General features: G+C 67.5%; 16 protein-coding genes. 11 read left to right on the top strand and 5 right to left on the bottom strand.

Going from position 1 to position 17,530, the window contains the following annotated elements; translation table 11 throughout:
* Positions 1–18: 18 nt before the first annotated feature.
* Entirely contained in the window at positions 19–1,455 is a 1,437-nt protein-coding gene (gene uxaC, locus VG502_RS18090; RefSeq protein ID WP_325551486.1) for a glucuronate isomerase, read from the bottom strand.
* Positions 1,456–1,681: 226 nt separating this feature from the next.
* Here uxaC and VG502_RS18085 point away from each other — a divergent pair, with 226 nt between their 5' ends.
* The 9 genes from VG502_RS18085 (at position 1,682) to VG502_RS18045 (ending at position 10,588) form a co-directional block, all read left to right on the top strand.
* Positions 1,682–2,680 carry a LacI family DNA-binding transcriptional regulator gene (locus VG502_RS18085; RefSeq protein WP_325551485.1) on the top strand — a complete coding sequence of 333 codons (999 nt, stop codon included), beginning with the start codon at positions 1,682–1,684 and terminating at the stop codon, positions 2,678–2,680.
* Between the two features lie 59 nt (positions 2,681–2,739).
* Positions 2,740–3,963: an extracellular solute-binding protein gene (locus VG502_RS18080; protein WP_325551484.1), complete on the top strand. Its 1,224-nt coding sequence runs from the start codon at positions 2,740–2,742 to the stop codon at positions 3,961–3,963.
* Entirely contained in the window at positions 3,960–5,102 is a 1,143-nt protein-coding gene (locus VG502_RS18075; RefSeq protein ID WP_325551483.1) for an ABC transporter ATP-binding protein, read from the top strand. Before VG502_RS18080 ends, VG502_RS18075 begins: the two co-directional genes overlap by 4 nt.
* A complete protein-coding gene (locus VG502_RS18070; protein WP_325551482.1) occupies positions 5,099–6,028 on the top strand; it encodes an ABC transporter permease in 930 nt (309 codons plus the stop codon). The genes VG502_RS18075 and VG502_RS18070 overlap by 4 nt, the downstream gene beginning before the upstream one ends.
* A complete protein-coding gene (locus VG502_RS18065; RefSeq protein ID WP_325551481.1) occupies positions 6,028–6,903 on the top strand; it encodes an ABC transporter permease in 876 nt (291 codons plus the stop codon). Before VG502_RS18070 ends, VG502_RS18065 begins: the two co-directional genes overlap by 1 nt.
* A 4-nt stretch (positions 6,904–6,907) precedes the next feature.
* Positions 6,908–8,284, top strand: a complete 1,377-nt coding sequence (locus tag VG502_RS18060) for a mannitol dehydrogenase family protein (protein ID WP_325551480.1) — start codon at positions 6,908–6,910, stop codon at positions 8,282–8,284.
* A 119-nt stretch (positions 8,285–8,403) separates the two neighbouring features.
* Positions 8,404–9,312: a Bax inhibitor-1/YccA family protein gene (locus VG502_RS18055; protein WP_325551479.1), complete on the top strand. Its 909-nt coding sequence runs from the start codon at positions 8,404–8,406 to the stop codon at positions 9,310–9,312.
* A gap of 50 nt (positions 9,313–9,362) precedes the next feature.
* Positions 9,363–10,145, top strand: coding sequence for an aminoglycoside phosphotransferase (locus tag VG502_RS18050; RefSeq protein ID WP_325551478.1), 783 nt, complete (start codon positions 9,363–9,365; stop codon positions 10,143–10,145).
* A gap of 74 nt (positions 10,146–10,219) precedes the next feature.
* The gene (locus VG502_RS18045; RefSeq protein ID WP_325551477.1) at positions 10,220–10,588 is read left to right on the top strand and encodes a VOC family protein; all 369 of its coding nucleotides are present in this window, start codon (positions 10,220–10,222) and stop codon (positions 10,586–10,588) included.
* A 15-nt stretch (positions 10,589–10,603) separates the two neighbouring features.
* On the opposite strand, the gene VG502_RS18040 is transcribed toward VG502_RS18045, so the two are convergent.
* The gene (locus tag VG502_RS18040; RefSeq protein ID WP_325551476.1) at positions 10,604–10,882 is read right to left on the bottom strand and encodes a hypothetical protein; all 279 of its coding nucleotides are present in this window, start codon (positions 10,880–10,882) and stop codon (positions 10,604–10,606) included.
* Between the two features lie 97 nt (positions 10,883–10,979).
* On the opposite strand from VG502_RS18040, the gene VG502_RS18035 reads away from it, so the two are divergent.
* Positions 10,980–12,995 (top strand): OPT family oligopeptide transporter, encoded by a 2,016-nt coding sequence (locus tag VG502_RS18035; protein ID WP_325551475.1) that lies wholly within the window; start codon positions 10,980–10,982, stop codon positions 12,993–12,995.
* A gap of 71 nt (positions 12,996–13,066) precedes the next feature.
* Here the strand turns inward: VG502_RS18035 and VG502_RS18030 are convergent, their stop codons facing one another.
* The 3 genes from VG502_RS18030 to VG502_RS18020 form a co-directional block, all read right to left on the bottom strand.
* On the bottom strand, positions 13,067–14,290 hold the full coding sequence (locus tag VG502_RS18030; RefSeq protein ID WP_325551474.1) for an acetyl-CoA C-acetyltransferase: 1,224 nt from the start codon (positions 14,288–14,290) through the stop codon (positions 13,067–13,069).
* 125 nt (positions 14,291–14,415) lie between these two features.
* Positions 14,416–14,829, bottom strand: coding sequence for an HIT family protein (locus VG502_RS18025; RefSeq protein WP_325551473.1), 414 nt, complete (start codon positions 14,827–14,829; stop codon positions 14,416–14,418).
* 40 nt (positions 14,830–14,869) lie between these two features.
* Positions 14,870–15,955 (bottom strand): SGNH/GDSL hydrolase family protein, encoded by a 1,086-nt coding sequence (locus VG502_RS18020; protein ID WP_325551472.1) that lies wholly within the window; start codon positions 15,953–15,955, stop codon positions 14,870–14,872.
* Between the two features lie 154 nt (positions 15,956–16,109).
* Between VG502_RS18020 and VG502_RS18015 the strand changes: the two genes are divergently transcribed.
* Entirely contained in the window at positions 16,110–17,489 is a 1,380-nt protein-coding gene (locus VG502_RS18015; protein WP_325551471.1) for a cystathionine beta-synthase, read from the top strand.
* Positions 17,490–17,530 lie beyond the last annotated feature (41 nt).

Raw genomic sequence — 17,530 nt, 5'->3', positions numbered from 1 at the left:
CCTTCGTGCCCGGCGGGGTCAGTTGTTCGGTGCGGCGTATGCCGTGAGGGCCAGCCGATGGGCCAGGTCGACCATCGTGTCCAGCGCTTCATCCATGGGGAGACGGCCTTCGGCGACCAGCTTGGCCAGGTAGCCCGCGTCGATGCGCCGGGAGAGGTCGTGCCGGGCCGGGATGGACGCGAATGCCCTTGTGTCGTCGACGAATCCGCTGGTGTTGTAGAAGCCGGCCGTCTCCACGGCCGACTCACGGAAGCGGCGCATCTGCTCCGGGCTGTCCAGGAACCACCACGGCGCGCCCAGGCGGATCGACGGGTAGGCGCCGGCGAGCGGCGCGAGTTCGCGGGAGTAGACCGTCTCGTCCGTCGTGAACAGGATGCAGCGGAACTGCGGGCTCAGGCCGAACCTGTCCAGGACGGGACGCAGGTTGTGGGTGAACTCGACCCGCACCGGTATGTCGAACCCCTGGTCGGGTCCGTGCAGGCGATAGATCTCGCTGCTGTGATTGCGCAGCACGCCGGGGTGCAGTTGCATCACCAAGCCGTCCTCGGCGGCCATCTCGGCCATCTGGTAGAGCATGTGCGCCGCGAAGGCCTCGGCGTCCGCCGGCCGCACGCTGCCCTGCAGTGCATCGCGGTAGATGCGTTCTGCGTCGGCTGCCGGCAGGGGAGTGGTGTCTGCGGTGAGGTGACCGTGGTCGGTGGCCCGGGCGCCCGCCTCGATGAAGGCGCGTCGCCGATTGCGCAGCGCGGCCAGGAATCCGTTGTAGTCACCGGTGTCGACGCCAGAAACCGTTGCCAGCTGGTCGATTTCGCCGGCCCACGCCGGATGTCCGATGTGCACCAGCGAGTCGGGTCGGAAGGTGGGCACGATCCGGCCGGGGCCGAGGGTTCGGGCCAGGTCGGCGTGGGCGCCCAGATCCGAGAGGGCGGAATCCGTCGTCGCGAGGACCTGCACGTTCATCCGGTCCAGCAGTGCGAGCGGCCGGAAGTCGTCGCGCTGGATCGTGGCGCACAGCTGGTCGTACAGCGCGTCCGCGTTGTCCGCCGAGGGCGGGGCCGGCAACTCGAAGATCTCGGCGAGTTCGTGCTCCAGCCAGTAGCGGGTCGGCGTGCCGCGGAAGAGGTGCCAGTTCTCGCAGAAGCGGCGCCAGATCGCTCGCGGGTCCCGTTCGACGGCCTCCGTCGCACCGGTGCCGTCGCGGTGGGGGACGCCGAGCTGGCCGTGCCGGTAGCCCTGCGAGACAAGCATCCGCACCAGGTAGTGGTCCGGGGTGATGAGCAGCTCCGCAGGATCTCCGAACGACTGGTTGGCGGCGAACAGGCCGACGTCGACATGCCCGTGCATCGACACGAGCGGCAGTGCGGCGCCGTGCTGGTAGATCGTGCGGGCCAGGTCTCTCGTGGCCGGCTCCGCGGGCAGGGCCCGGTCCGGGTCGAGCTGCCAGTGCTCTGTCATTGCGCCCCTCTGATGGAATCTGTTGCAATCGATTGCAGTGCTCACTATGCCGATACCCGGCCGATTCTTCAAGAGTCAATTTTGATTGTTCTCAATGGGATTGGCGGTACGAGTGCGCAAGGCGCTACTCGCTCGCTTCCCTTGGTAACGTTTTGATAACAGCGATTGACGTGGTTGTGGAAACGATTGCAGTCTGTGACTCATCGCACATTCGAAGGAGGTGCCTGTGGCTTCATCCATCACCGTCCACGACGTGGCCAAAGCGGCCGGCGTCTCCGCATCGACGGTTTCCCGCGCGCTCTCCGGCAACACGGCCGTGGCTGCCGCGACCCGGAACCGCGTCGTCGAAGCGGCTCGGCAACTGGGCTACCAGCCCAACCTGGCCGCGCGTGGGCTGATCACCGGGACGACGCACAACCTCGGCCTGGTGGTCCCCGACCTGGAGAACCCGTATTTCGCCTCGATCACCAAGAGCGTGCAGAGCCGGGCCCTTGCCCTCGGTTACTCGGTCTTCATCGCCGACTCCGACGAGGACACCCGCACCGAGCTCGAGTTGGTGCATCAGCTGTCGAAGCAGGTGGACGGTCTGATCCTGTGCTCGCCGCGCATGTCGACATCGGACATCGCCGCGGTCGCCGATCAGACGATGATGGTGCTGATCAACCGCGAGTGGGAGGGACTCACGTCGATCGTCATCGATGACGCGGAGATCGTCCGGCTCGCGTTGGAGCACCTGCACGCGCTGGGTCACCGCAAGGTCGCGTATGTCGGTGGGCCCGAGACGTCCTGGTCCAACCAGAAGCGCTGGGCCGCGATCGAACGCTTTGCGCCGACCTTCGACGATCTCGAGGTCAGCAAGGTCGGTTCCTACGCGCCGAACTTCGACGGCGGGCAGTCGGCCGCGGACGTGGTCGTCGCCTCGGGCGCGACAGCCGCTTTCGCCTACAACGACCTGGTGGGACTGGGCATCCTCGCCCGTCTCACCACCCGAGGTGTCCGGGTGCCCGAGGACCTGTCGGTCATGGGTATCGACGACGTCAACGTGGCAACGCTGGTCTCTCCCGGACTGACGACGGTTCGGTCGCCCCTGAAGAAGGTCGGCCGCTCGGCCGTCAACAAACTCATCGATCTGATGACTCCGACTGATCGCCCCAGCTCCACCGAGGACCTGCCGGTCCAGCTGGTCGTCCGACAGTCCACCGCGGTGCCCCCGCAACGCCGCTGAACACTCCCTCGTCACGGACGTGAACCCACGCCCGTCAAGGATCCAAGGAGCGAAACCACATGCGTTTCACCACAAAAGCTGGAACTGTCGCCGCGGTTGCCGCCGCCGGCCTCGTCATGACCGCCTGCGGGACTCCGGGAGGCGGTGGCGCCGATCCGTCGAAGGCCATCAAGGCATCGGCTGTGCCGGCCAAACCGTCGAAGGCCGTCACGCTCAACATCCTGGACGTCGCCGGCAACAAGCAGTTGACCGAGTCGATCTTCTCGTCATTCGTGAAGGACCACCCCGACGTCATCTCGAAGGTCACCTGGCAGACCGCCGGTGCTCCCGACATGGCCGGCAAGGTCAAGGCGCAGCAGGACGCCGGCAACCTGCACATCGACCTCGTCCTCACCGGGACCGACGGGCTGTCCGCCGGCATCGGACAGGGCCTGTTCGTCAACATGAAGAAGTTCTCCGGCCGGTTGTCCAACATGGCGAACTACCAGACGCCCGCCGCCAACATGCAGAAGCTGGCGCAGGATCAGGCGGTGGAGCTGGTCTACTACCCGTCCGGGCCGCTGCTGGAGTACAACCCGGACAAGGTGAAGAACCCGCCGAAGACCGCGACGGAGCTGCTCGCGTGGGCGAAGGCGCACCCCGGCAAGTTCGGCTACGCCCAGCCGGCCAACTCCGGGCCGGGTCGCACCTGGCTGATGGGGCTTCCGTACATCCTCAAGGACAAGGACCCGAAGGACCCGGTCAACGGCTGGCCGAAGACCTGGAAGTACCTGCGGGAGATCGGTAAGTACGTCAAGACGTACCCCACGGGCACCAGCGTCACGATGAACAACCTCAAGACCGGCGCCTGGGACATGGCGCTCACCACCACTGGCTGGGACATCAACCCGCGGGCGCTCAACCAGGTGCCGAAGAACTTCAAGGTGACCTCGCTCGCCGGCTTCAAGTGGGTCTCCGACGCGCAGTATGCCGCGGTGCCGAAGGGAGTCTCGACCGACAAGATGTCCGCGATCCTGCAGGTGCTCAACTATGCACTGGAGAAGAAGCAGCAGGCCAAGACGTTCGACGACGGCTACTTCTACCCGGGCCCGGCGGTCAAGGGCGTGACCATCGACATGGCACCCGCGAAGAGCCGGCAGGTCATGAAGGAGTACGGCCGTCCGGAGTATGACGACCTGATCAAGTCCAACCCGGTCGTCACGCCGATCGACGCCAAGAAGCTCGTGAAGGCATTCAGCATGTGGGACCAGAAGGTCGGCGGCGGGAAGGCGGAGAGCCAGTGACCGGTCTGAAAGAGGACTTCAGCACTCTGCGGCTGGAAGGTCTGACGCGCAGTTTCGGCGGTCAGACGGCACTGAACGGACTCGACCTGACGATCAAGCACGGCGAGTTCATCGCACTGCTCGGCCCGTCGGGGTGTGGCAAGTCGACCGCGTTGAACTGCATAGCCGGTCTGCTCCCGCTGACCGGTGGCCGCATCATGCTCGATGACCAGCAGGTCGACCAACTGCCGCCGGAGAAGCGTGGATTCGGGATGGTCTTCCAGAACTACGCCCTGTTCCCCCACCTTTCGGTGCAGAAGAACATCGCCTTCGGCCTGCAGATGCGCAAGGTGCCGCGCGCCGAGATCAAGAGTCGGGTGGCGGAGGCGATCGACCTGGTGCAGCTCGGCCCGCACGCCAAGAAGCTGCCCGGGCAGATGTCCGGCGGCCAGCAGCAGCGCGTCGCCATCGCCCGCGCCGTCGTGCTGCGGCCGCCGCTGGTGCTCATGGACGAACCGTTGTCGAACCTCGATGCCAAACTCCGCCTCGAGATGCGCACGGAGATCCGCCGGCTGCACCAGTCGCTCGGCCTGACCACTATCTACGTGACGCACGACCAGGAGGAGGCGCTGTCGCTCGCGGACCGCTTGGTCGTGTTGCGCGGCGGCGAGGTCCAGCAGGTCGGTACGCCGCAGGAACTGCACGAGACACCGACGAATGCGCACGTGGCCGACTTCATGGGTTACCGCAACCTCTTCGACGGTGTCGTGGAGCAGGTCGACGGGCGGACGGCGAAGGTGGCGCTGCTCGGAACGACCGCCCACGGGACTGCTGCGGGACCGGTCGCCGCCGGTGATCGGGTGCAGGCCGGCATACGACCGGAGGACCTGACGATCGCCGATGCCGGCGCGTCATCGACCCTCACCATCGACGCGACGGTCGACGTCGTGGAGTACCAGGGCCGCGAGTTCGCGGTCGAAGCGCACGTCGGCACGGGTGAGTCCGTCCACGTGCGCACGAGTGAACGCCCGTCGGTCGGCAGTTCGATCCGATTGACCGCCGACGCGCACCGCATCCTGGTCTTCCCCGCCGAGGGGGAGCCGGCCGGCTCGAAGGCGGACGGCTCCGTGAAGCTCGAAACCGCAGGTGTCGCAAGATGACTGCGCCGGTGATCGACGCGAAACGGCATACACCGCAGGGCGATCCGGCGCAGAAGCCATCACTGGTGCACCGGCTGGCCGAGCGCGGGATCGACCGTACGCTGCTGTTGCTGGTGCCCGGGCTGCTCTTCGTGATCGTGCTGTTCGTCTATCCGTTCCTCTACGGCCTGAACCTGTCGCTGCATCCCAACAAGGGCGGCGTGTTCGGTGCCTACAAGGCGTTCTTCACCGACCCGGAGATGCGCGGCTGGGACTCCCTGTGGATCACCCTGAAGCTCGCGCTGCCGGCTGCCCTGATCAACGTCATCGCGTCGATCCCGTTGGCGTACATGATGCGCGGCAACTTCCGCGGCAAGCGATTGCTGACGACGATCCTCGTCGTACCCATCACGCTCGGCACCGTGTTGACGGCCGAGGGTCTGTTGAACTTCTTCGGCCCGAAGGGCTGGTTCAACCGCTTCCTCGAGTTGTTCGGCATCGGCCCGGTGCAGCTGGTGCAGAACTACTGGGGCGTCCTGTGGTCGTTGATCATCTCGGGCTTCCCGTTCGCGTTCCTGCTGATCCTGTCCTACATGTCCGGGATCGACCCGTCGCTGGAAGCGGCGGCGAAAACCCTTGGCGCAGACTGGAAACAGCGGTTCCGGCGGATCATCATGCCGTTGCTCGCACCCGGTCTGGCGACCACCTTCTGCCTGACGTTCGTGCTGGCGTTCAGCGTGTTCCCGTCCGCGATCCTCGTCGGTGACCCATCCGGTTCGACCCGGGTCGTCGCGTATGTCGCCTACAACGCCTGGGGCCAGATGTTCGACTACCCGCTCGCATCGGCGTCCGCCATCGTGATGGGCGTGGTGGAGATGATCGTGATCGGAGTGGTGCTGATGTTGCGATCGACCATGTACAAGGGATCCACCGGAGGTAAGGGCTGATGAGCACTCTCGTCCAAGGGCCGGCACCGACAACGGCAACGCGTCGTCGCCGCCTGGTCGCCTCACCCGGGAAGTTCCTCACCTGGGGCGGTATGGCGCTCTTCCTGATCCTGCTCTTCGGAGTGATCGCGTCGGTCGTCGTCAACTCGTTCGCCGGCAAGTGGTTCGACAGCTGGTTGCCGACCAGCTACAGCGGATCGTGGTACGGCACGGCCTGGTCGCAGTACGACCTGACCCAAGTGGTGGTCACGACCCTCATCGTCGCGATCGTCGTGGTGGCGCTGTCGGTGCTCATCGGGGTGCCCGCGTCATACGTGCTGGCGCGCAAGAAGTTTCCCGGGTCGAAGCTGGTGATGCTGCTCTTCCTGCTGCCGATCATGATGCCGCCGATCACCTACGGCATCCCGCTGGCGACACTGCTGAACTACTACCACCTGGCGCCCGGCCTGACCGGCGTGATCCTGGCGAACCTCGTGCCCTCGGTGCCGTTCGTGGTGCTGACGATGACGCCGTTCATCGAGCAGATCAATCCGTCGATCGAGTCGGCCGCACGGATGTGCGGTGCGTCGACGTCGAAGCTGTTCCTGCGCATCCTCGCTCCGCTGCTGGTCCCGGGCATCCTCGCCGCGGCGGTCCTCGTGCTCGTGCGCACCGTCGGGATGTTCGAGCTGACCTTCCTGACGTCTGACTCCAGCTCCAACACCCTGGTGGTGGCGTTGTTCACCGCGATGACGGGCGCGGGCATCCGGGCACAGCAATCGGTCGACGCCATGGCGGTCATCTACATGCTGTCCATGCTGGTGCTGCTGGTGATCGCGTTGCGCTTCGTCAACCCGACCCAGCTGGTCGCACGCGTCGACGACTCGAAGGACTGAGCCAGTGGAGCGGCTGACACTGAGCACGCTGGGTGCGATAGCCGGTGACGCCGTCACCGGGCCGCGGCTCGATCCGCGGAGTCTCTCAATCGGCTTGGTACACCTCGGGATCGGCGCCTTCCATCGCGCCCATCAGGCGGTCTACACCGAACTGGCGGCTGCCGCGACCGGCGATGACCGATGGGGTGAGTTCGCGGTCACCGGACGATCCGCGACGGTGGTGCAGCAACTGCAACCCCAGGACGGCCTGTATGGCGTGCTGACCAAGTCCTCGGAGCGCTCGACGCTGCATGTGGTCGGTGGAGTCCGCACGATCGTGAACGGCGGTGGTGACACCGCTGCGACCCTTGCGGCCATCGCCGATCCGGCGGTGCGGGTGGTGACCCTGACGATCACCGAGAAGGGCTACCGCACCGGGTCGTCGCTGGGTGTGCTGGCCACCGGACTCGCGGCGCGTTTCCGCGCCGGGGCCGAGCCGATCAGCGTGGTCAGCTGCGACAACCTGTCCGGCAACGGCGAGCAGTTGCGCCGGCTCGTGCAGGAGCACGCCGACGCTGCGGGGCCGGCCGACTTCGTCACCTGGCTGCGGCAGTGCGTCGCGTTCCCGTCGACGATGGTCGACCGGATCGTGCCCGCCACGACGGACCGGGATCGCGCGGAGGCCGAAGCGTTGCTGGGCCTGCGCGACGAGGGTCTGGTGGTCGCCGAGCCGTTCGGGCAATGGGTCATCGAGGACAACTTCGCTGCCGACCGGCCGGCCTGGGAGCGGGCCGGCGCGACGCTCGCGGCCGACGTCGCGCCATACGAGAAGGCGAAGCTGCGGATGCTCAACGGCACGCACTCGCTGCTGGCCTACCTCGGCGCGCTGCACGGCTATTCGACGATCGCGGAGGCGGTCGCCGACGAGCAGCTGTATGACGCGGCGCGTGCCCTGCAGCGCGAGGATGCGATCCCGACGCTCGAGGCTCCGCCGGGCACGGATCTTGCAGCGTACGGCGACCAGATCCTCGAGCGCTTCGGCAACCCCCACCTGCGCCATACGACGATCCAGGTGGCGATGGACGGTTCACAGAAGCTCCCGATCCGGTTGCTCGACACGGCCCGGGACCGGCTGCGAGCCGGCGCCGTGCCGCACCATTGCGCGCTCGCGGTGGCTGCCTGGATCGTCTACGTGCATCGTGGACAGGACCGCCTCGGCCGCGAACTGCCACTCAACGATCCGCTCGCACCCGTCCTGCGCGAGCACGCCGCGGGATCAGAGGAAGGGCTGGTGGACCGGATGTTCGGGCTCCGCGAGGTCTTCGACGAGGAGATCGCCGGCCAGGACGCCTTCCGGGAGGCCGTGCGCGATGCAACGACCTCGCTGCTGAAACTGCACTGACCGGCCGGAACACCGCGGTGGGCCGCCGACGTTGACGGAGGTGAACGGTTGTTGCTTGTCGCATAGACTCGCCGCAGGCAACATCCGTCACAGTCGTTCGACAAACGTAAGGGACTGACATGGCATCAAACCCGGTGTTCAACCGGTTCAACGAGGACCTGTCCAAGGGTCGGGTGTCGGGAACTCAGCCGCAGTACGGCCAGTTCAGCAGCCCCGAGCAGCAGCAACAGGCCCGTTACGGCGGGCCCGGCGGCTACCCCGGGTTCCAGCAGGGATACCCGCAGCAGCCGGGTCAGGGGATGCCCGACCTGGAGAAGGCCTACGAGGCGCCCTCCGCCACCGCGACGCAGTCCGGCCGGATGACGCTGGACGACGTCGTCACCAAGACCCTCGGCCTCTTCGGCATCCTGCTGGTCTTCGGTGCCGTCGGCTGGTTCGTCGGCAAGGAGAACCAGAGCGCCGGTATGGCGCTGTGGCTCGGCGGCATGATCGTCGGGCTCGTCCTGGGCTTCGTGATCTCCTTCAAGCGCGTGATCTCCGTCCCGCTGATCCTGCTGTATGCCGTCTGCGAAGGACTCTTCGTCGGAGCGGCCAGCGGCTTCTTCAACCGGGTCTACCCGGGAGTCGTCGCCGAGGCCGTCCTGGCGACGCTGTGCGTCTTCGCCGGGATGTTCGCCGGCTGGAAGTTCGGGATCATCCGCGTCACCGAGCGCTCCCGCAAGATCTTCGGCCTGATGGTGATGGGGTACTTCCTCTTCGCCCTGGTCAACGTCGCCCTGGTCTGGACCGGCGTGCTCGACAACCCGTTCGGCGTCGGCGGCAACGGCCCGCTGGGCATCATCATCAGCGTGATCGCGGTCGGTCTCGCGTCATACTCGCTAGCCGTCGACTTCGACTCGATCCAGCGCGGCGTCGAGGCGCGCCTGCCGGAGAAGTACTCCTGGTTGATGGCCCACGGCCTGCTGGTCACCGTCGTCTGGCTCTACATCGAGCTGCTGCGACTCTTCGCCCGCATCCAGAGCAGGTAGCCCTGGGCTCGCTGACACAACAGGTCGAGCACGCGTTCCCATCGGAACGCGTGCTCGACCTGTTCGCGGTGCCCGGCGACCTGCGCCCGCTCCCGGGCGGCCAGGGGTTGAGTGTCCTCGCCGGTGACCTGGTCCTCAGCCCCGGACGGGACCGAGCGATAGCCGACCGGCTCAACCCCCACCTGGCCCGTATGGCGGTGCGCCTGGACACCCGACCCCGCCGCGACGTCCGGATCGCGATGCCGATTCCCGCCCGCGACGGGACGTGGGTCGTCGACGGTTGGTCCGCGAGCCGTTATGAGCCCGGTAGCCGTGCCTGCACCGATGCCGCGGTCGTGCGCGCGACCGGTGCCCTGCTGCACGCCCAGTTCGCGCAGGCCTTCGCGCAGTGGCCCCTCGCGACGCAGCCACCACGCAGCCGGTGGGATCGCGCCGAACGCATCGCATTCGGCGACGGGACGCTCGATGCCGGCGAATTCACCGACGCGCAAGCGCAATTCGCGCAGGAGTTGCTCGATCAGTGCACCGATGAAGCGTTCGGCGACAACCAGCTGGTGCACGGCGACCTGGCCGGCAACGTGTTGCTGGACGCCGCGGAGGTACCGGTGGTCATCGATGTGGCCCCCTACTGGCGGCCGGTGCGCTGGGCCGATGCCGTCTGCGTGCTCGACCTGGTGCTGTGGGCCGGTGCCGATCCGGCGCTGATCGACGGCTGGGCCGACGGTCCGTTGCGGCAGGCCATGCTGCGCGCGGCGATCTTCCGCGTGCTGTCCGACCCGGAGCCGGACGAGCACCACGTCGCCCGATACCGCGCTGCGCTCGCGCGGCCCTGATCCGCGAGGCTTGCCACCGGCCCCCACCGGCAGCAGGATGACTCCCATTACGGGACAACAGGATCGGAGTTGCCATGAGACTGGTGCAGGTGGCGCAACGGGCGGTCGATCTCGAGCGTGCGGCCGGGTTCTACGCGGATCTGCTCGGCGTCGCACCGACGGCCACCTTCGACCCGCCCGGTCTGGTGTTCTTCGACCTCGAGGGCACGCGGCTGCTGCTCGACCGTGTCGCGCCGAGCGCCTACCTCTACCTCGAGGTGCCGGACATCGATGCGACCGTGCAGCGTCTGCGTGCCGCCGGGACGACCATCGTCACCGAACCGCACGTGATCTTCCCCCACGAGGACGACACGCTCGGCCCGGCAGGCACCGACGAATGGCAAGCATTCATCGAGGATTCCGAGGGCAACACCGTCGGTCTCGTCGAACAGCGCGCCCGCTGATCCTGCAGGGTCGCGTCACGGAAGTGAGCGGCGCACGCGGGTGAGACCACGAAGCGCCTCGTCGTCGAGGCCGGCGCGGCACGCGTCATACACCATGACCGCCAGCTGATCGGCGAGCGCACCGTCCCCGACATCGGGTATGGCGAGCGCCGCCAGCCCTTGCCGGGCACGCGTCCGGTCGGCAAGGTCCTGCGCGAGTTCGCGCACCAATGAGGCGTTTTCGTGCGCCCGACCTGCAGGCAGTTGTTGCCACCGGCGGATCACGCGGCGCAGTTCGGTCGTGACGTCGTCCACCTGCACAGCGTATGGCGCTGCGCGACGCACGATTCGGGGACCGTCCGCGACGCGTCTAGGGTGGCAAGGTCGCTTTTTTCCTGAGGAGGTTCCTTTCATGTCCGCTGCGAGTCCCGCGGAGCGGTCTGTAGTGCGAGAACTGACCATTCGCGGTGTCGTCATCGGTGGTCTCATCACGCTGGTGTTCACGGCAGCGAACGTCTATCTCGGCCTGAAGGTCGGGCTCACGTTCGCCACCTCGATTCCTGCCGCGGTCATCTCGATGACCGTGTTGCGCTACTTCGCCGACCACTCGGTGGTCGAGAACAACATCGTGCAGACCATCGCGTCGGCGGCGGGCACGCTGTCCGCGATCATCTTCGTGTTGCCCGGACTGGTGATCGTCGGCTGGTGGCAGGGTTTCCCTTACTGGACGACGATGGCGGTGTGCCTCGTCGGTGGTGTTCTCGGCGTGGCCTACTCGATCCCGCTGCGTCGCGCGCTCGTCACCGGCTCTGACCTGCCCTATCCCGAAGGCGTCGCCGGTGCCGAGGTTCTCAAGGTCGGCGACACCACCGAGGGTGCCGACGAGAACCGCCGCGGAATGCGTGTCATCATCGTGGGTTCGCTTGCTGCTGCGGGCTTTTCGCTGCTGGCCGCACTCAAGGTGGCCGCCGGATCATTGCAGAAGGTGTTCCACCTCGGCGGTGGCGGCACGATGGTCGGCTCGAGCCTGTCACTCGCGCTCATCGGTGTCGGTCACCTCGTCGGACTCGGTGTCGGCATCGCCATGGTCGTCGGCCTGCTGATCTCGTTCGGCGTCCTGCTGCCGATCAAGACCTCCGGTCAGCTGCCCTCGCACGGTGACATCACCGACGTGGTGAGCGGCGTCTTCGCGACGGACGTCCGATTCATCGGTGCCGGCGCCATCGCCGTGGCGGCGATCTGGACGCTGCTGAAGATCATCGGCCCGATCATCAGCGGCATCAAGGCCGCGATCGTGTCGAACCGGACCCGCCAGGGCGGTGGCCAGGTCGACGTGACCGAACGCGACATGCCGATCACCATCGTCGCCGGGATCGTGCTGCTGTCGCTGATCCCGATCGCCTTGCTGCTGTGGGGTTTTGCGCACGACACGGCGCTGCACGGAAGTCTCGTCGGCATCATCGTGCTCAGCCTGGTCTTCGTGCTGATCATCGGTCTGGTCGTCGCCGCGGTGTGTGGCTACATGGCCGGTCTCATCGGCTCGTCCAACAGCCCGATCTCGGGTGTCGGCATCCTGGTCGTGCTCGCGGCGGCCCTGCTGCTCAAGGCGGTGCACGGCAGTGGCAGCGGTGCCCAGACGGAGGCGATGGTCGCCTTCACGCTCTTCACCGCCGCGATCGTCTTCGGCGTCGCGACGATCTCCAACGACAACCTGCAGGACCTCAAGACCGGTCAGCTGGTCGGCTCCACACCGTGGAAGCAGCAGGTCGCCCTCGTCATCGGCGTCGTGTTCGGCTCGCTCGTCATACCGCCGATCATGGACCTGATGAACAACAGCTTCGGCTTCCTCGGAGCACCGGGCGCGGGCAAGGATGCCTTGGCCGCACCGCAGGCATCGTTGATCTCCTCGCTCGCCAAGGGCGTCTTCGGAGGGTCACTCGACTGGGGGCTGATCGGTCTCGGCGCGGCGATCGGCGCCGCGGTGATCGTCGTCGACGAGATCCTGGGCAGGACGACCGGCCGCCTGCGCCTGCCGCCGCTCGCGGTCGGCATGGGGATGTATCTCCCGATCGCGCTGACCCTGATGATCCCGATCGGCGCTGTCATCGGCACGCTGTACGACCGGTGGGCCGAGCGCAGCACCACGAACCCGCAGCGCGTCAAACGGCTCGGCGTACTGGTGGCGACCGGCTTCATCGTCGGGGAGAGTCTCTTCGGTGTGCTGCTCGCCGCGATCGTCGCAGCGACGGGCAACGACAGCCCGCTCGCGGTGGTCGGTGACGACTTCCTGCACAAGTCCGAGTGGCTCGGGGCGATCGTCTTCATCGTGCTGATCGCCGGCGTCTACCAATGGACCCGCAAGATCTCGACTGCGGGGGACAGCCCTGCGGACCGTTCCGACGACGAGGTCGCCGGCGTCAAGGGCTGAGGCCTCCGTACCTGATTCGGCCCCGGACCGCTGCTGCGGTCCGGGGCCGAATCATGATGGGCGAGAGGTAATTACGAGAGGCGCTCGTAGATGATCGCCATACCCTGGCCGCCGCCGACGCACATGGTCTCCAGACCGAACGTGCCGTCCGCCTCCTGCAGGCCGTTGAGCAGGGTGGTGGTGATCCGGGCGCCGGTGGAGCCGAAGGGGTGGCCCAGCGCGATCGCGCCACCGTGGACGTTCAGCTTGTCCAGGTCCATCCCGAGGTCGTCGGCCGACGGCAGCACCTGAGCGGCGAAGGCCTCGTTGATCTCGTAGAGGTCCAGGTCCTTGATCGTCATACCCGCGCGTCCCAGCGCCTGGCGGGACGCCTCGACCGGACCGAGGCCCATGATCTCGGGGGAGAGGGCGGAGACGCCGGTCGAGACCACGCGGGCCAGCGGGGTGAGACCCAGCTCCTTGGCCTTGGTGTCGCTCATGACCACGACGGCGGCAGCGCCGTCGTTCAGCGGGCAGCAGTTGCCCGCGGTGACGGTCCCGTTCTCGCGGAAGACCGGCTGCAGCGTGGAGACCTTCTCCAGCGTGACGCCGGCTCGGGGTCCGTCATCGGTGCTGACCACGGTGCCGTCGGGCAGCGTCACCGGCGCGATCTCGCGGGCGAAGAAGCCGTCCGCGATGGCCTTCTCGGCGCGGTTCTGGCTGCTCACGCCCCACTCGTCCTGGCGCTCGCGGCTGATGCCGCGCAGCGTCGCGACGTTCTCCGCCGTCTGGCCCATCGAGATGTAGACGTCCGGCAGCTTGCCGTCCTCGCGCGGGTCGGTCCAGGTCGAGTTGTCCTTGGCGATCTGCTCCGTGCGGGCCTTGGCATCCTCGAACTTCGAGTTCTGCCAGGCGACATTGCTGCCGCCGGCGCCGGAGAAGTCGGCATACCGCGAGACGCACTCGACGCCGGCGGAGATGAACACGTCACCCTCGCCGGCCTTGATCGCGTGTGCGGCCATCCGGGTGGTCTGCACCGAGGAGGAGCAGAAACGGTTGACCGTCGCACCCGGCAGGTGGTCCCAGCCGCCCAGCACCGCGACGACGCGCGCCATGTTGCTGCCGTGCTCGGCCCAGGGCTCGGCGCACCCGAGGTAGAGGTCCTCGACGAGCGTCGGGTCCAGGTCCGGCACACGGTCCAGGGCCGCCTGGATGACCTGCACACTCAGGTCGTCGGGGCGGATGTCTTTCAGGGATCCCTTGAAGGCACGACCGATCGGCGTGCGCGCAGTGGAAACGATGACAGCTTCGGGCATGGGGTCCTCCGTCGTTGCAGGAACGGGTCGATGGATGTCGACACGAAGTTACTCGCGGGTAATACTCCAGCGTCGAGTGTATGGCGTGGGCGCTGCCCGCACGGCAGCACCTCGCTACCAACGCGTCAGTCGCGCAACAGCTTCGCCGTCCGGGCGATCTCGTCGGGTTCGCCGGGCGCCGGGATCCACGGCAACTGCAACGGGTCGTCGACATACCGGGGCACTACGTGCAGGTGGAAGTGGAAAACGGTCTGCCACGCCTCCTCGCCGCAGCAGTTGAGCAGGTTGACGCCATCGGCATCGAGCCGCTCCATCGCGCGCCGGGCGACAACCTGTGCGGACTGCGCAACCGCAGCGAGTTGGTCGGGCTCGATCTCGAGCAGATCCTTGGTGTGCTTCTTCGGCACCACCAGCGCGTGACCGCGCGTGCCCGGGTTGACGTCCATGAAGGCGACGGTCTCGTCGTCCTCGTGGATCTTCTCGGCAGGAAGGTCACCCGCCACGATCTTGCAGAAGATGCATTCAGGGTCGGTCGTCATACACCGACTCTATTCCTGGCCCGCAAGGTCGGGGCACGGGTCAGCCCGACGCGGCCGGCTTGTCCTCGCTGTCCGGCGTATCCGTCTCTGGCGCAACGGTTTCCGACGTCTCGTCCGGCTCGGCATGCTTGGCGGCGTCGTCGGGTGCCGGCAACGGATGCCGGTGCCGGCGCAGCAGCACCGCCCATGGCCCGCGTGCATTGCGCGCCATACCGGTGACCTCGGTGCCGGTGACCTCGGTGCCCGGATCGCGCGCGGCTCGGCGGGCCGCGGAGGCGACCGGGCGCACGGCTTCGCCGCGCAGTCGCTCCGGCCGGCGCCCGGTGTCGGCCGACACTTCGCCGATGGCGTCGAGGATGCTCGGCAGCAAAGCCGACGCGGCGCGTGCGTAGCCGGCCGACGACGGGTGGAAGCGGTCCTTGGAGAACATCACCGCCGGGCTGTCTGAGAACTCATGACCGAGGAGATCACCGAGCGACACCGTGCGCCCGCCGAGCTCGACGACGGTGCGCGTCTGCGCCGCCGCCAGATGCCGCGACCAGCGCCGCGCGAGCTGGCGCAACGGTTGCGGCACCGGCTTGATGACGCCCAGGTCCGGGCAGGTGCCGACGACGACGGGGGCGTCGGCATCACGCAGTCGTCGCACCGTCTCCGCGAGGTGCTCGACGGCATCGGTCTGGGACAGGCGGCTGGTGACGTCGTTGGCGCCGACCATGATGAGCGCGACGTCGGGGTGCGGCACGCGGGCCAGCAGGCCGTCGAGCTGCCCGCCGAGGTCGGGGGAGGTTGCGCCGACGACGGCGACATTGGTCAGTCGGACCGGTCGGCCGGCGAATGCCGCGACGGCGGTGGCGATGATTGCGCCGACCGTCTGGGACGCGGCGTCGGCGCCCATACCCTTGGCCGTCGAGTCGCCCAGGACGACGAACTGGATCGCGTCGCCGGGCCCCGCACCGTAGACGCCGTTGTCGTCGGGGGCCCCGTCGAACGGCTGGCCCACGACCCGTCGAGCGATGGCGGCCTCACCCTTGAGCACACCCCACCCGCTGAGGAAGCAGGCCGCGCTGACACCGGCAGTCCCCGCGACGTACGCCGCCGCCTTGCGTGCCACTGATGCTCGACTCATCGCTGCTCCACCCGCCCTCCGCCACCGTGGATCGTGCGCCCGTCGGGTTGGTCCACGGGCGAGACAATGTTCTCATCACCGGCCGGGGCGCATGCTGTCCGGGTGATCGCTGTGACGGCGCCCGTGGGCATCCGTCATCTGAGACGATCGGTACATGAAGTTTGCTGAGCACATTGTCGATCTGGTCGGTGGCACGCCCCTCGTGCGGTTGTCGAAGGTCACCGAGGGCATCGAGTGCACCGTTCTGGCCAAGGTCGAGTACGTCAATCCGGGTGGATCCGTCAAGGACCGCATCGCGCTGCGGATGATCGAGGCGGCGGAGGCGTCGGGGGCACTGCAGCCGGGTGGCACGATCGTCGAGCCCACGTCCGGCAACACCGGTGTCGGACTCGCGCTGGTCGGCCAGCGCAAGGGTTACAAGTGCATCTTCGTGTGCCCCGACAAGGTCAGCGAGGACAAGCGCAACGTGCTCAAGGCGTATGGCGCCCAGGTCGTCGTCACCCCGACGTCGGTCCCGCCGGAGCACCCGGACTCCTACTACAGCGTGTCCGACCGGATCGCCGCCGAGACTCCCGGTGGCTGGAAGCCGGACCAGTACTCCAACCCCGAAGGCCCGAACTCGCACTACCACTCGACCGGCCCGGAGATCTGGGCCGATACCGACGGTGAGCTCACATCGTTCGTCGCAGGGATCGGGACCGGCGGCACCATCACCGGCACCGGACGCTTCCTGCGCGAGGTCTCGGCGGACCGCGCCGGGGGACGCGTCAGGATCATCGGTGCCGACCCCGAGGGCTCGGTCTACTCCGGTGGCAGCGGCCGCCCCTACCTCGTCGAAGGTGTGGGCGAGGACATGTGGCCACGTGCCTACGACCCCGCGGTGGTCGACGACGTGATCGCCGTGACCGATGCGGAGTCGTTCGAGATGACGCGCCGGCTCGCGCGCGAGGAGGGCCTGCTGGTCGGTGGCTCCTGCGGTATGGCGGTCGTCGCTGCGCTCCGTCACGCACGGACCCTGCCGGCGGATGCGACCGTCGTGGTCCTGCTGCCGGACTCCGGCCGTGGTTACCTGTCGAAGATCTTCGACGACACCTGGATGGGCAGTTACGGGTTCCTGCCCCAGCAGGCCGAGGAGCAGACGGTCGGCAGCGTGCTCGCGGCGAAGGAGGGCTCCATGCCCGCCCTGGTCCACACGCATCCGAACGAGACGATCCGCGACGCGATCCAGATCCTGCGTGAATACGACGTGTCGCAGATGCCCGTCGTCAACGCCGAACCCCCGGTGATGGCCGGCGAGGTCGCCGGGTCGGTGAGTGAGCGTGAGCTCCTGGATGCCCTGTATGCCGGGGACGCGCATCTGGCCGATCCGGTCGAGCGGCACATGGAGGCCGCGTTGCCGATGATCGGCGCCAACGAGCGGGTGAGCGGTGCGCGGCACCTGCTGAACAAGCACGATGCGCTGATGGTGGTCCAGGATGGCAAGCCCGTCGGCGTGCTGACACGCGCCGACCTGCTCAGCCTGCTGGTGGACTGAGTCCTCTGCTGCACCTCCTCACAGAACGGCCGGGGGGGGGG

It is taken from the genome of Flexivirga sp. (genome assembly GCF_035551235.1).
Lineage (GTDB): Bacteria > Actinomycetota > Actinomycetes > Actinomycetales > Dermatophilaceae > Flexivirga.
Note: the sequence above shows the minus strand (reverse complement) of the source record. Positions and strands in the feature narration are given on the sequence as shown.